Source organism: Streptomyces cynarae, assembly GCF_025642135.1.
GTDB lineage: Bacteria > Actinomycetota > Actinomycetes > Streptomycetales > Streptomycetaceae > Streptomyces > Streptomyces cynarae.
This window is the reverse complement of the sequence record NZ_CP106793.1, coordinates 3,159,277-3,173,487: the sequence shown is the minus strand read 5'-3', so window position 1 is coordinate 3,173,487 and position 14,211 is coordinate 3,159,277. Positions and strand designations below refer to the sequence as shown.

At 73.3% G+C, this 14,211-nt stretch carries 10 protein-coding genes and 1 pseudogene; 8 read left to right on the top strand and 3 right to left on the bottom strand.

Annotated features, from left to right (window positions below):
• Nucleotides 1-14: 14 nt before the first annotated feature.
• Together N8I84_RS14760 and N8I84_RS14755 are read left to right on the top strand one after the other, a co-directional pair.
• Nucleotides 15-1,112 (top strand): phenylacetate--CoA ligase family protein, encoded by a 1,098-nt coding sequence (locus N8I84_RS14760; RefSeq protein ID WP_263229965.1) that lies wholly within the window; start codon nucleotides 15-17, stop codon nucleotides 1,110-1,112.
• A pseudogene (locus tag N8I84_RS14755) lies at nucleotides 1,112-2,556 on the top strand (aldehyde dehydrogenase family protein). The gene N8I84_RS14760 and the pseudogene N8I84_RS14755 overlap by 1 nt, the downstream one beginning before the upstream one ends.
• 117 nt (nucleotides 2,557-2,673) lie before the next feature.
• Here the strand turns inward: N8I84_RS14755 and N8I84_RS14750 are convergent.
• Nucleotides 2,674-3,906, bottom strand: coding sequence for a cytochrome P450 (locus N8I84_RS14750; protein ID WP_263229964.1), 1,233 nt, complete (start codon nucleotides 3,904-3,906; stop codon nucleotides 2,674-2,676).
• A gap of 328 nt (nucleotides 3,907-4,234) precedes the next feature.
• On the opposite strand from N8I84_RS14750, the gene N8I84_RS14745 reads away from it, so the two are divergent.
• From N8I84_RS14745 to N8I84_RS14720, 6 genes are all read left to right on the top strand, one after another.
• Nucleotides 4,235-4,582 (top strand): phosphopantetheine-binding protein, encoded by a 348-nt coding sequence (locus N8I84_RS14745; protein WP_263229963.1) that lies wholly within the window; start codon nucleotides 4,235-4,237, stop codon nucleotides 4,580-4,582.
• Complete coding sequence (locus N8I84_RS14740; protein ID WP_263229962.1) at nucleotides 4,575-7,169, top strand: type I polyketide synthase; 2,595 nt, start codon at nucleotides 4,575-4,577, stop codon at nucleotides 7,167-7,169. The genes N8I84_RS14745 and N8I84_RS14740 overlap by 8 nt, the downstream gene beginning before the upstream one ends.
• Before the next feature lie 49 nt (nucleotides 7,170-7,218).
• The gene (locus tag N8I84_RS14735; RefSeq protein WP_263229961.1) at nucleotides 7,219-9,246 is read left to right on the top strand and encodes an acyltransferase domain-containing protein; all 2,028 of its coding nucleotides are present in this window, start codon (nucleotides 7,219-7,221) and stop codon (nucleotides 9,244-9,246) included.
• Between the two features lie 12 nt (nucleotides 9,247-9,258).
• Complete coding sequence (locus tag N8I84_RS14730; protein WP_263229960.1) at nucleotides 9,259-10,332, top strand: aldo/keto reductase; 1,074 nt, start codon at nucleotides 9,259-9,261, stop codon at nucleotides 10,330-10,332.
• Between the two features lie 22 nt (nucleotides 10,333-10,354).
• The gene (locus tag N8I84_RS14725) at nucleotides 10,355-10,843 is read left to right on the top strand and encodes a lipocalin-like domain-containing protein (protein WP_263229959.1); all 489 of its coding nucleotides are present in this window, start codon (nucleotides 10,355-10,357) and stop codon (nucleotides 10,841-10,843) included.
• Nucleotides 10,844-11,085: 242 nt separating this feature from the next.
• Complete coding sequence (locus tag N8I84_RS14720; protein WP_263229958.1) at nucleotides 11,086-12,474, top strand: FAD-binding oxidoreductase; 1,389 nt, start codon at nucleotides 11,086-11,088, stop codon at nucleotides 12,472-12,474.
• Between the two features lie 188 nt (nucleotides 12,475-12,662).
• Here N8I84_RS14720 and N8I84_RS14715 read toward each other — a convergent pair whose 3' ends face one another.
• Complete coding sequence (locus N8I84_RS14715; protein WP_313884254.1) at nucleotides 12,663-12,953, bottom strand: hypothetical protein; 291 nt, start codon at nucleotides 12,951-12,953, stop codon at nucleotides 12,663-12,665.
• A gap of 428 nt (nucleotides 12,954-13,381) precedes the next feature.
• Entirely contained in the window at nucleotides 13,382-13,921 is a 540-nt protein-coding gene (locus tag N8I84_RS14710) for a GNAT family N-acetyltransferase (RefSeq protein WP_263229956.1), read from the bottom strand.
• Nucleotides 13,922-14,211: the final 290 nt, after the last annotated feature.

Below are 14,211 nucleotides of genomic sequence, written 5' to 3'. Positions count from 1 at the left end.
ATCAAGGAGACGTCGTGCCCACCGCAGTCAACCCCCTGCTGGAGCTCCCCTTCGACAGCCGCCCCGACCCGGACGAGTTCGTCCAGGCGGCGATGGAATGGCACTTCAGCCCCGAGACCGGCTCCCCCTACTGGCTTCAGCGGGCCAAGGCCCTGGACTTCGACCCGCGCAGGGACATCAAGAGCCACGCCGACCTGCACCTGTTCCCGAACGTCGTGAACGAGATGCGCAAGGTCCCGGTGCACGAGCTGATCCCCAAGGGCTACGGCCCCCGCCCGGACATCGTCGGCATCTACGAGAGCGGCGGCACCACCGGCGCGCCCAAGCGCGTGGTGTGCCCCCGCGACTGGCTCGACCGGCTGGTCGAGTGGAGCAACGCCAACCTGGACGAGCACGGTTTCCCGCGCGGAGTGGACTGGCTGGGCCTGACTCCGTCCGGGCCGCACATCGTCGGCGAGATCTTCCGCCGGTCCGCGGCCACCCACGGCCGGTACGGCTTCCAGGTCGACCTCGACCCGCGCTGGGTGAAGAAGCTCATCGCCGAGGGGCGCAGGGACCAGGCCGACGCATACGCCGAACACGTCATCGACCAGGCGGCGTTCGTGCTGCGCACCCAGGACATCGGGGTGCTCACCATCACCCCCGCCCTGCTGGAGCGCCTGGTGCGCCGCGACGACCTGGTGAAGCTCGTCAACGACAAGGTGCGGGCCATCCGCTGGGGAGGCACCCAGCTCGACCCCGACACCCTGCACCTGTACCGCACCGAGATCTTCCCGGACACCGTCCTGTACGGGCACTACGGCAGCACGATGATCCTCGGCATCGCGGGCCAGCGGGCGGGGGACACCGGCGACGCCTGCGTCTTCGACACCTTCTCGCCGTACGTCACCTTCTCCGTCGTCGATCCGGCCACCCGCCGCCCCGTGGCGTACGGGGAGCGCGGCCAGGTGGTCATGAACCACGTGTCCAAGGCGCTGTTCCTGCCCAACAACCTGGAGCGCGACCTCGCCACCCGCGTCGAGGCGCTGCCCGGCCGGGTCGGCGACGCGGCCGCCGACATCGCCCCGGTCGCCACCTTCGAGAACGAGACGGTCATCGAGGGGGTCTACTGATGACGACCGCACCCGCCCGGACGACGGCACCCGCGCCCGCGACGGCCCCGGCGGCGGAGCCCGGCGCGCCGGCGCCGGACGGCGGACCGATCCAGCTGGACGTCCTCGGCCCCTCGGGGCCCTACCGCTCCCGCACCCGCGCCCCGGTCGCCGACGTCTCCGGACAGCCGGTGGCCGAGCTCTCCTCGCCCCGGCCGTCTACGTCGACCGGGCCATGGCCGCGCTGCGCCGCGCCCGGCCGCTGCCCGCGGACGAGCGGATCGCCGCGATCGTGCGCGCCGGACGCATCTTCGCCACCGAGACCATCGGCGGCCTCACCGTCGACGACTACGAGCACGCGGTCAGCCGGGTCTCCGGCGTTCCCCTGACGGTGGTACGCGCCGCCACCCGCACCGCGCTGCACCGCACCGCCCAGCTCCACCGCGGCCTCCAGCACGCCCGCCCGCACGGCGCGGTCGGGGACTGGCGCGACCCGCTGACCCGTTCCGGGCGCGCCGTGTGGACCCGCAGGGGCGAGGTGTTCGCCGTGCACGCCGCCGGTAACCACCCCGGCACGCACACCCTGTGGCCCGAGGCCCTGGCCCTCGGCTACCGCGTCGCCGTACGCCCCTCACGCCGTGAGCCGTTCACCCCGCACCGCCTGGTGAGCGCGTTGCGCATGGCCGGGTTCGGCGAGGACCAGGTGGTGCTGCTGCCCACCGACCACGCCGCCGCCGAGGCGCTGCTGAGCGGCGCCGACCTCGCGTACGGCAGCGACGAGGTCATCCGCCAGTACGCCGACGACCCGGCCGTACTGCCGCTGACCCCCGGCCGGTCCAAGATCCTGCTGACCGCGGACACCGACTGGCGCGCCCACCTGGACACCGTGGTCGACTCCATCGCCCACCACGGCGGCACCGGCTGCGTCAACGCGACGGCCGTCCTGGTCGAGGGCGACCCGACCCCGGTCGCCGAGGCGATCGCCGAGCGGCTCGCGGCGCTGCCCGCCCTGCCGCCCGAGGACGAGAACGCGGTCCTTCCGGTGCAGTCCGCGGTCGCCGCGCGCGCCCTGGAGAAGTACGTACGGGACCGCGCCGGGGACGCCCGCTGCCACCTCGGCTGCGACGGCTTCGTCGAGGAACTGGGCGACGGCAGCGCGGTGCTCCGCCCCGTCGTCCACCAGCTCGACAGCGCCGCCGACGACCGCGTCGGCACCGAACTGCCCTTCCCCTGCGTGTGGGTGGCGCCCTGGTCGCGCGCGCAGGGCGTGTCCCCCCTGCGCGACACGCTGATCCTCGGCGCGTACACGCAGGACACCGAACTGATCGACGCGTTCCTCGACGAGCCGAGCATCGCGAACGTGTACATCGGCGACCATCCCACCTACTGGACCGACACCGGAATTCCGCACGACGGCTATCTCGCGCATTTCCTGATGCGGACCAAAGGCGTCATTCGCGGATGACCTGCGGATGCGCAAGCGGCGATGCCCGTCCCCGGCAGGGGGACGGGCATCGCCGTATTTCACCGGCCACGGACGGGCATCGAATTCTCCGTGGACCGGAATCGGTGACGAGCGTGATCACCAGACGACGGGAAGGGACACCAGACGCCGGTTGATCGCGGCCTCGTGGAAACGCAGTTCCTCGGCCGGCACCGCGAGCCGCATTCCGGGAAACCGGTCACGCAACGCCTTGAGGGACTCCTGGAGTTCGATCCGGGCAACCGGCGCGCCGAGGCAGCGGTGCACCCCGTAGCCGAACGTCAGGTGGTGGGCGACGGTGTCGCGCACCGGGTCGTGGCGGCGCGGGTCGGCGAAGGCCTCCGGGTCGAAGTTGGCGGCCTGCACGGCGGCGATCACGATGTCGCCGGCCTTGATGGACACCCCGCCCAGCTCGACGTCCTCGGTCGCCTTGCGGGCCAGCGTGCCGCCGTAGTCGCCGATCGGCAGCCGCCGGATCAGCTCCTCGACCTCGGCCGCCAGCGCCTCCTCGTCCTGCGGCAGGCCGCGCGGCCCGTCCGGTCCGGTCAGCACCTCCCGCAGCACCAGGCCGAGTTGCGCCACGGTGTTCTCGAAGCCGGCGACCAGCAGGGTGCCGCCCAGCGCGGCTATCTCCCGGTCGGTCAGGACGTCCTCCTCCTCACCGTCCTCGCCCGCCCGGGCCAGCACGCTCAGCAGGTCGTCCTGCGGCCGCTCACGCCGCTCGGCCACCAACTCGTCGATGTACGCGAGGAGTTCGGCGTGTGTCGAGGTGTCCGGCGCGCCGGTCCCGGTGATCGGCGCGTCGAGGCCGTCGCGCCACTTCTCGATCCGGTACCGGTCGGTCGGCGGCACCCCGAGGATCTCGCCGATGACCCGCACGGGCAGCACCTTGCAGAAGCCCTCGCACAGGTCCACGGGGTCGGGGTGCTGCTGCGCCAGGTCGTCGAGGAGCTCACCCACCATCTCGGTGATGCGGGGCCGCAGGGCGGCGATCCGCGCCTCGGTGAAGCCGCGCGCGGCCACGCGGCGCAGCCGGGTGTGGGCGGGCGGGTCGAGGTTGAGTATCGACGTGCCGACCGCCTCCACGGCCAGCAGGTGCCCGCCCGGGTCGCGGACCGCCTCGTTCCGGGAGAACCGCGGATCGGTGAGCGCCGTACGCACCTCCCGATAGCCCACGATCAGCCATGCGGGGCGGCCGCTGGGCAGCCGTACCTCGGTGACCGGGGCGCCGGCCGCCAGCCTCGCGTACTCCTCGGCCACGTCCGTGCGCCGTTCGACGCTGCGGAGCGGGAACTCCGGCAACTGCCTGCCGGTCATGGTCTGCGCGGTCATGAGTTTCCTCCCCTGGAAGACAGCGCCGGGAACAGTACGGGCCTATTTCAACCATCGGCAACGATCCGCAGTTGCCCACCGGATCGTTCCTCCTGAGAAGGAGTCAATCGCATGGTCGTGCACGGGGGCGATGCCCCTCGGGCGTTCTATAGACCGCTCATGAGACCGGGAATGGAATTCCTGGAGAGGGCCGCCGGACGATGCTTTCGGTGACGGATCGCGTTCAACCGAGGATGTGCGTCAGTCGCACGGCGGCGCGGCCCTCGGAGCCACGGCCGTCCTCCGTCATCCGGCGCAAGACATCCGCGCGACACAGGGGAGAAGACCGGTGATTTCCCATCCCCCGGCCACGGACACCGAGCGTGTCCTCGCCGGCATCTGGTGCGAGGTCCTCGAACTGCCCGAGGTGGGGGCCGAGGACAACTTCTTCGACCTCGGCGGGCACTCCGTCCTGCTGCACATGGTGCAGGACCGCATCACCGCCCGCCTCGGCGCGGCCCCGCCGCTCGTGGACCTGTTCCAGTACCCCACGGTGCGCGGGCTCGCCGCACACCTGGACGGGGACGGCGGCGCCGGGGAACCGCTCGGCCGCACGGCACGACGCCCCGGGGGCGGCCGCTCCCGGCTCGCGGCGCGCCGCGCCCGCACCGGACTCGGAGGGCCCGGCCGTGAGTGACCGCATCGACGACGCCGGGGCGGATGCCGGGCAGGACGACGGCCTGGTCGCCGTCGTCGGCCTGGCATGCCGGTACCCGGGAGCCGAGAACGCCGACGAGTTCTGGCACAACCTCGTGCGGGGACGGGAGACCGTCACGCGCTTCCCGCGCCGTCCCACGCCCCGCGGCGGCAGCGAGTACACGCCCGCGCGCGGCCTGTTGAAGGACCCCGAGTGGTTCGACGCGGACTACTTCGGCTTCTCGCCGCGCGAGGCACGCCTGCTCAACCCGCAGCACCGGGTGTTCCTGGAGTGCGCGGTCGAGGCGCTGGAGGACGCGGGCCAGGACCCGGACCGGCACTCCGGACGCGTCGGCGTGTACGCGGGCAGCACCGACACGGCGTACGCGCAGTTGCTCAAGGAGCGCCGGGACGAGCTGCCCTCCGTGACCGACATGGAGATCCTGGTCGCCAACGCCCCCGACTACCTGGCCTCCCGCGTCGCCTACAAGCTGGGCCTGCGCGGCCCCGCCGTCGTGGTGCAGGCCGCCTGCGCGACCTCCCTGGTCGCCGTGCACACCGCCGTGCAGGCGCTGCTGTCCGGCGACTGCGACCTGGCACTCGCCGGAGGCGTCGCGGTGCGCGTCCCGGCCAAGGAGAGCCCGTACATCGAGGGCGGGATCATCTCCGCGGACGGCGTCTGCCGCACCTTCGACGCCGCCGCGGGCGGCACGGTGGGCGGGGACGGCGTCGGCATCGTCGTCCTCAAACGGCTCGCCGACGCGCGGGCCGACGGCGACCGGATCCGTGCCGTGCTGCGCGGCTCCGCGGTCAACAACGACGGCTCCGACCGGGTCGGCTTCACCGCGCCCAGCGTGTCCGGACAGGCCGCCGTGATCCGCGAGGCCCAACTCGTCGCGGGCGTCGACGCGGACACCGTCACCTACGTCGAGGCCCACGGCACGGCCACCCCGCTCGGCGACCCCATCGAGATCACCGCCCTGACCCGGGCGTTCCGCGAGGACACCGACCGCGCCGGGTTCTGCGGCATCGGCGCGGTGAAGACCAACATCGGACACACCGACGCGGCCGCCGGGGCCGCCGGACTGATCAAGACCGTGCTCGCCCTGGAGCACGGCGTCCTGCCGCCGAGCCTGAACTACACCGCGCCCAACCCCGGGATCGACTTCGCGTCGAGCCCCTTCGAGGTGGTCACCGAGGTCCGCGAGTGGCGCCCGGACGGCGGCGTGCCGCGCCGGGCCGGGGTGAGCTCCTTCGGCATCGGCGGCACCAACGCGCACGTGATCCTGGAACAGGCGCCCGAGCCGGCGCGCACCGGTGCCGAACCGGGCGCGGTGGAGCCCGGACCCCAGCTGCTCGTCCTGTCGGCCCGCACCGAAACGGCCCTCGACACGCTGACCGGCCGGCTCGCAGCCCACCTGCGCGACCGCCCCGGACTCGCGCTGCCCGACGTGGCCTGGACCCTCCAGACCGGCCGCCGCGAACTGCCCGTGCGCCGCTGCGCGGTCGTCGACGGCCCCGCGGACGCCGTACGCGTCCTCGACGGCCTGGACCGCGGCCGCCTCACCGACTCCGCGGCCGCCGCCCCCGCCGGCCCCCTCACCCTGTTCTTCCCCGGCACCGCGACCCGCGCCGACACCCGTGACCTGAGCGCGGATCCCCTGTTCCGGCGCACCGTCGAGGAGTGCCTGGCCCTCGCCGACCCGGACGCGGAGGTCCCGGAGGCCCTCGACGTCTTCGCCACCGAGCTGGCCCTGGGCCGGCTGTGGCAGTCATGGGGCGTCCGTGCCGCGGCGGTCGCGGGACACGGCACCGGCGCGCTCGTCGCCGAGACCGTGGCGGGGGTGTACACAGTCGAGGACGCGGTGCGCCTCATCCTGACCGGGGCCGGAGCCGGGCGGGGGCCGAGGCCGCCCCGGAGCCCAGGCCGATGGCGACAGCGGCGTCACCCGCCGCGACCCGAGCATCCCGGTCCGCACGGGGGTGTCCCCGCCCGCACGGAAGACATCCAGGTCAGCACGGCAGGCGCCGACGCGTCGGCCGAGGACCGCGGCATCACGCTGCTGCCGGTCCTGCCCGAGGAGGCCGGTGCGCTCGGCGCCCGCGCCGCCCTGCTGACCGCCCTCGGCCGGCTCTGGCTCGGCGGCCTGTCCGTCGACTGGAGCGCCGTGCACGGGGCCGGGCGGCGCCGCAAGGTGGCACTGCCGACGTACCCCTTCGAGCGCCGGCGCTACGTGGTGGAGCCACTGGCCCCCGCCTCCCCGGACGCCACGCCCAAGGCGTCCCCGGCCCCGGAAGCCCCGACTGCCGTCGTGCCGCAGGCTTCTGGTGCTCCGGACGTGCTGACGGCGGTGTCGGAGTTGTTCGCCCGGACGTTGGGGCTGGAGTCGGTGGGTCCGGATGCCGGGTTCTTCGATCTGGGTGGGGATTCGCTGGTCGCGACGCAGTTGCTGGCATTGGCGCGTGAGTCGTTCGGGGTGGAGCTGGAGTCGTCGGTGCTCTACGACGCGCAGACCCCTGCCGAGTTCGCGGCCCTGGTCGCCGACCGGCTCGGCGGGCGCACACCCGAACCGGCCCCGGTCGCCTGACGGCCCCCGCCGTGAGCCCCGCCCCCGCCTCCCGAAAGGAGCACCACCCATGAACGCCGGTACGCCACGCGGCCGGTGGCTGGTCACCCGCACCCGCCGCCCCGACGCCGTCGCGGACCTGTACTGCTTCGCCCACGCAGGGGGTTCGCCCGGCGAGTACGTCCGCTTCGGCGACGAACTGCCCGAGCTCGAGGTCCACGGCATCCAACTCCCCGGCCGTGCCGCGCGGCACGCCGAGCCCCCCGTCACCGGCATGCCCGAGCTGGTCGACGCGGTGGTCGCGGTCCTGGACCCGCAGCGCCCGTTCGCCTTCTTCGGTCACAGCCTGGGCGGACTGGTGGCCTTCGAGGTGACTCGTGCCTTACGCCGCGTGGGCCGGCCGCTGCCGACCCGGCTGCTGCTGTCCTCCAGCCCGCCCCCGCCCCACCAGCGCGCCGCCACGACCGTCCACACCCTCCCGGACGACGAACTGCTCGCCGAGGTCGAGCGGCGCTGGGGTGCCCTGCCCGCCCAGGTGCACGAGGACGCCGCCCTGCGCGCCATGGTGCTCGGCACCTTCCGCGCCGACCTGCGGATCTTCGAGACGTACCACTTCGAGCCCGGCCCGCCCCTTCAGATCCCGCTCACCGTCTTCGCGGGCGAACAGGAGCGCGAGACCCTGCGCGTGGAGAACTGGCGGGAGCACACCGAGGGGCCGTTCGAGACCGTCCACCTGCCCGGGGGCCACTTCTACTTCCGCGCCCCGGACCAGCGGCACCGGCTGCTCGCCCGGATCCGCGGCCTCCTGGGGGAGGAGCCTCCCGGCGGGACTGTGCACGTCAGGGCGGGGGCCCACCGGGTGGTGGCGGTGACCGCGCCGGTACCCCCGTACCGCGCCTTCGCGGTGGGGGAGACCGACGAGGACCTGGCGAAGGCACTGCAGCGGGAGCGGGAGAAGGCACGGCATGAACTCCGGCAGGCCGCTGGGGAGGCGGTAACGGGAGGAGTGCCGACGGGGCCGGGAGCGGCGCCGACGGCACCGGGAGGAGCGCCGCAGCGGCCGGACGGCCGACCGCCCGCCATCGCCTTCGTCTTCCCCGGCCAGGGCTCCCAGTACGGCCGCATGGGCCTCGCCCTCGCCCGCGACCTCCCGCTCTTCCGCGCCGAACTGGACCGTTGCCTCGACCTGCTGCACAGCGCCGCCGGAATGGACCTGCGCCCCGTCCTCCAGGACGCGACGGGAGCCGGACTCCGGCAGACCGAGGCCGCACAGCCCGCCCTGTTCGCCTTGGAATACGCCCTGGCCCGCACCTTGATCGCACTCGGCGTGCGGCCCGCCGCGATGATCGGGCACAGCCTCGGCGAGTACGTCGCCGCCACCCTGGCCGGGGTCATGGAACTCCCGGACGCCCTGCGCTTCGTGGCCCTGCGCGCCCGGCTGATGCAGCAGGCGCCGCCCGGGGCGATGCTCGCGGTTCCGCTCCCCGAGCACGCACTCGCCCCGTACCTCACCGAGGGCACCGACCTGGCCACGGTCAACGCCCCCGACTCGTGCGTGCTGGCCGGAACCGATGAGGCCATCGCGCGCGTCGAGGAGAGGCTCGCCTCCGCCGGCACGCCCGGCCGCCGCCTGCGCGTCTCGCACGCCTTCCACAGCAGGATGATGGACGGCTGCGTGGACCGGCTGCGCGAGGCGGCCGCCGGGATCGGGTTGCGCCCGCCCGCGGAGAGGTTCGTCTCAGGCGTCACCGGTGCCTGGATCACCGCCGAGCAGGCCACGGACCCCGACTACTGGGCCCGGCACCTGCGGCAGACCGTGCGGTTCTCCGACGCCGTCGCCACCCTGCTCGCCGACGCCCCCGGAGTCCTCCTGGAGACCGGCCCCGGCCCCGCCCTGACCGGACTCGTCAAACGACGCTCCGACCTGCCTCCGGGCACCACCGCCCTCTCGTCGCTGCCGCACCCCGGCGCCCGCACTCCCGAAACCGCCGGACTGCTGACCACGCTCGGCACGCTGTGGACGGCCGGCGCCCCGGTCGACTGGCCCGCGCTCGGCGCCGTGCCCGGCGATCGGCCCACCATCCCCCTGGCCGCCTGAGGAGGCCCAGCCATGCGCAGTCCCGCCTTCGGACGGAAGACCGGCCTGAGGGTCTCCCAGTACGGGCTCGGCACCGTCAACTTCGGCACCCGCTGGGGAGCCGGGGCCGAGCCGGCCGTGGCCCGCCGGATGTTCGAGCGCTTCGCCGAGGCCGGCGGCACCCTGATCGACACCGCCGACTACTACCAGAGCGGCCAGGCCGAGGAACTGGTGGGCGAGTTCGTCGGGGCGGACCGCGACGCGTTCGTGCTGTCCGGCAAGTACACCTTGGGCACCGGGGCCTCCCGGGCCCCCGGGGACACGGCCCGTGGCGCCGGCCCCCGCCCCGGCAACAGCCGCAAGAGCATGATCCGCTCGCTGGAGGCGAGCCTGCGGCGGCTGCGCACCGACCACATCGACATCTACTGGGCGCACTTCCCCGACCCGGTGACCCCGGTCGAGGAGATCCTGGCTGCCTTCGACGACCTGGTGCGCGCGGGGAAGATCCTGTACGCGGGTCTGTCCAACTTCCCCGCATGGCGGGTCTCCCGGGCCGCCACCATCGCCGAACTGCGCGGCTGGTCCCCCCTGATCGGCATCCAGACCGAGTACAGCCTCGCCGAACGCACCGCCGACCGCGACCTGCTGCCCATGGCCGAGGCCCTGGGCCTCGGCGCGGCCCTGTGGTCGCCGCTCGGCGGCGGACTGCTCACCGGCAAGTACCGCACGAGCAGCGCGGGCCGCCTGACCGACCTGGGCGGACGCGTCATCCGTACGGAGTCCAGCGCCCGCGTCACCGCGGTCGTGGACGCCGTCCTGGCCGTCGCCGCGGAGACGGGGGAGCCCGCCTCCCGGGTGGCCGTCGCCTGGGTCCTGCACCGCGCCCGGCGCAGCGGCACCACGCTGGTGCCGGTGATCGGCCCGCGCACCCCCGCCCATCTGGAGGACTACCTGGCCGCCCTCGACCTGCGCCTCACCGACGAGCAGACCGCCCGCCTCGACGAGGTGAGCGCGCTGCCGCCCGAGCCGCTCGAGGAGACGACCCGCCGGGCCCAACGGGGCATGACCGGCGACGACACCCCTGAACCCGCCGCTCCCGCGGCCTGAGCGCCCCGGAAGGGAGACGCCGATGCACCCCCCGACGACAGCACAGCTCACCGCACCGGACGGCACGGGACGCGGAGCCCGCCCCACGGCACGGGACACCACCGGTCGCGCGGCCGGCCCGTGGGAGACCGACGAGGACCTGACCGGCGTCTGGTCCCTGCGGTCCTTCCACGACCTGGACGACGACGGCACCGTGCACGAGGGCCCGCTCGGGCCCGCACCGGCGGGCCTGCTGGTCTACGCCCCGGGCGGCCGGCTCTCCGTGACGATGATGCGCACCGGTCCCGCGCAGCCCGGCCGGCCCGACTACATGAGCTACGCGGGCACCTGGCGCCGGGACGGCGACCGCGTCGTCCACACGATCGACCTGGCGCCGGACAGGTCGTGGCTGGGCACGGACCAGATCCGCGACCTGGTCTTCGTCGCCCGGGACGAACTGGAGCTGCGCGGCCGGGCCCTGGTGGGCCGCCCCCAGCTGCGCGTACTCCGATGGCGCCGCGTCTCGCACTGACCGGCAGCCGGATCACGCACTGACCGGCAGCCGGATCACGCACTGACCGGCAGCCGGATCACGGACTGACCGCCAGTCGGCTCACCGACTGACCGCCAGTCGGCTCACCGACTGACCGGCGGCCGCATCACCGACCGACCCGGGCCGAGCAACCGGCGCGGTGTGCAAACAAGCCCATCCATCGACTGCCGACACAGGCAACGGCAGGGTGGCAGTTGACCCCCCTGGAAAGGAACGAGCAGATGAGCGTCGACGTCGACCTGGAAGGCCTGACCGGGCAGGTGAAAGGCCCTGTGCTGCGGCCGGGCGACGAGGGCTACGACGAGGAGCGGTCCGGCTTCCAGGCCGGTTTCCGGCACGAACCCTCCGTGATCGTCGGTGCGACGTGCGCCGACGACGTGCGCGCGGCGGTGCGGTTCGCCGCCGGCCTCGACCTGCCGGTGGCCGTGCACTCCACCGGTCACGGCATCGTCACCGCTCTGCGCGGGGAGGGGGTGCTGATCAGCACGCACCGGATGACCGGCCTCGAACTGGACGCGGAGGCCCGCACCGTACGGGTCGAGGCGGGCGTGCGCTGGGAACAGGTGATCAAGGCCGCGGCCCCGCACGGCCTGGCCCCCCTCAACGGATCGGCGCCCCATGTGGGCGTGGTGGGCTATCTGCTCGGCGGCGGCACGGGACTGATGGGCCGTGAGTTCGGCTACGCCTCCGACCTCGTCCGCTCCCTCGACGTGGTCACGCCGGACGGCACCCTGCGCCACGTCACGGCGGAGTCGGACCCGGACCTGTTCTTCGCGCTGCGGGGCGGCGGTGGCGCCTTCGGCGTGGTGACCGCTGTCGAGACGGAACTGGTCCCGGTGGCACGCTTCTACGGCGGCGGCCTGTACTTCGAGGCCGACGACCCGGTGGACTTGCTGCGGGCGTACCACGAGTGGACGCTGACGGTGCCGGAGCAACTCACCTCGTCGATCGGGCTGATGGGCTACCCGCCGGCCCCCGCGTTCCCCGAGCCGCTGCGCGGCAAGTACGTCGCCCACGTGCGGCTCGTCTTCAACGGCAGCGCGGAGGACGGCGAGCGCCTGGTGGAGCCGCTGCGTGCGCTCGGCCCCCGACTGATCGACTCGGTACGCGAGATGCCGTACGAGGAGGCGGGGTCGGTCTACCACGACCCGACGTTCTCGCATGCCTACTTCGGCGGCAACGTGCTGCTGCGGGAGTTGGACCCCATCGCCCTCCAGACCCTGATCGATCTGGCGGGCCCGGGCACCCCGGTACCGTGCATCATCGACATCCGTCACCTGGGCGGCGCCCTCTCCCGACCCCCTGCCCACCCCAGCGCGGTCGGCGGCCGCTCGGCCCAGTACGTGCTCCGCCTGATGACCGGCGGCATGGCGGCCCCGCCGGAGGCCGCGCGCCCGGTCCACCAGCGGGTCTACGACGCCCTCAAGCAGTGGACGGTGGGCCGCAGCCTCAACTTCGTCTACAACGACGGCACGCCTGTCGCCGAGCCCCAGGTCCGCGACCTGTTCGAGCCGGAGACCTACACCCGCCTCCAGTCCCTCAAGTCGACCCTGGACGCCCAGAACCTCTTCCGCCACACCCACAACATCCCACTGCCGCCGACGACCTGACAGCCCTGGCCCCGGCTCACCATCCCCCGGGCCGGGGCCAGTTTGCACCGGGGGAGTAGGGCTCCCGTCGACCTGGACGGGGCGGATCGCCGGACGGCCGGGCTGTACCGACCCCGTGAAGACGCGCCGCTCGAGCGGCCGGGCATCCCTCGCGGCCCGCTACGAGGCGACGGGGCTCGCCCGTCGCCTCAGATCCGCCCGCCGGTCAGACGGGTGATCGGACCCTGCGTGCGGCGCCCCGCACGACGGCCCGCCAGGTATGACGTGGTACCCAACGCCGACAAGCCCGCACCCACACCGGCGGCGAGGAGCTTTCGATGGGCGATCAACGTCCATGCCGTCTTGGCGAAGGCGACGGCCTGTCCCGAGGCGGCGATGACGGCCCGGCGACCGGCTTGGACACGCTCGGCCGCGCCGTGCACGACCTGGGTACCCGTCCCGGCCGCACGCTCGACCGCGTCCTCGGCCGCTGACGCCACGTCACCGGTCTTTTCGGCTGCCTTGTCCGCCGCCTGCGACGCGGGGGCAGTCGCCTTCGTAGCAGCCCGCCGGGCCTTGGCAGATGCACTCCGCTTGGATGCGGAACCTTGATTCGTGCCGCTGTTCGATTGACTCATGGACTTCGCGTTGCCGCTCGCGTGAACGCCAAACACACTCCGCCGGGACGGTGCGCGCCGATGTTGCGCGCCCCGCCCCGGCCGCTCAGGGCACCAGCGACACCCGCTTCAGGAGTGCGACTCACGGCGGCCTCAGCCGTGGGGACTTGGGGAGCCATCGGTCATGGGGGTACTACAAGCCTGCCTACGGCCGCTGCCGTTGATGTCGGACGCGGATGTCAGACGCGGATGTCAGATGTCGAACCGATCCAGATGCGGGCAGGGCTCCAGTGGGGTATACGACCGGTCAATCAGGGGCGGTTCAGGCCCCACGTCTGCAGGGCGTAGGGCCGCCCCTTCTCCTCACCCCTGATCAGCGGCACGTCGAGCAGTCTGAAACCCGCCTTGGTGGCCACGGCGACGCTGGCGGCGTTTTCGGCCTCGAGCTCCAGGATCACCTTCTCCGCGCCCAGTTGCTCGAAGGCGTACGCGGCCATCACCCGCACCGCCCGCGCTGCCAGCCCCTGGCCGCGGTGTGCCGGGCCGACCGCATAGCCGAGCTCTGGGCCCTCGGGGGTACGCCGCAGCATCACCTCGCCGAGCGGTGCGCCGCCGTCGACGGTGATGGCGAGCAGGATGGTCGTGCCCTCCGCTCGCAGCTGCCGGTCCCGGTCCAGTCGCGTGCGGGCGGCCGCTTCGTCGAAGGGGGAGACGATGGGTGTCCAGTACGCGATGTCGGGGTGGTCGAACAGCTCCGGCATCGCGGCCAGGTCCGCCTCCGTCCAGTCGCGGAGAACGAGGCCCTCCCCCGAGAGCTCGATCCGCTCGGGAAAGGACGTGGTGCTGATCATGGTGGGGACCTCCCTGGCCTGTTCAGGACAAGGCAGGGTAACCAGAGGCAGGCGAAGGCTCACCGATATTTTCCGGGGACTCTCAAACCCGGCCGTGGTGTCCGCCAGTACCGCCGACGGCTCCCGTCACGATCGGCATCCGCCACGACCAGCGCGAGCACTCAACGGCAGGACTCGAACCGGCGGAGCCCAGCGCTCGGAAGATCCGGGCACGCCCGTGACGCGCGTCCGGATCGGCTGACGCCGCAGCCGTGACCGACTGCTGACGGCTACCGCCGTCTTTGTTCGTT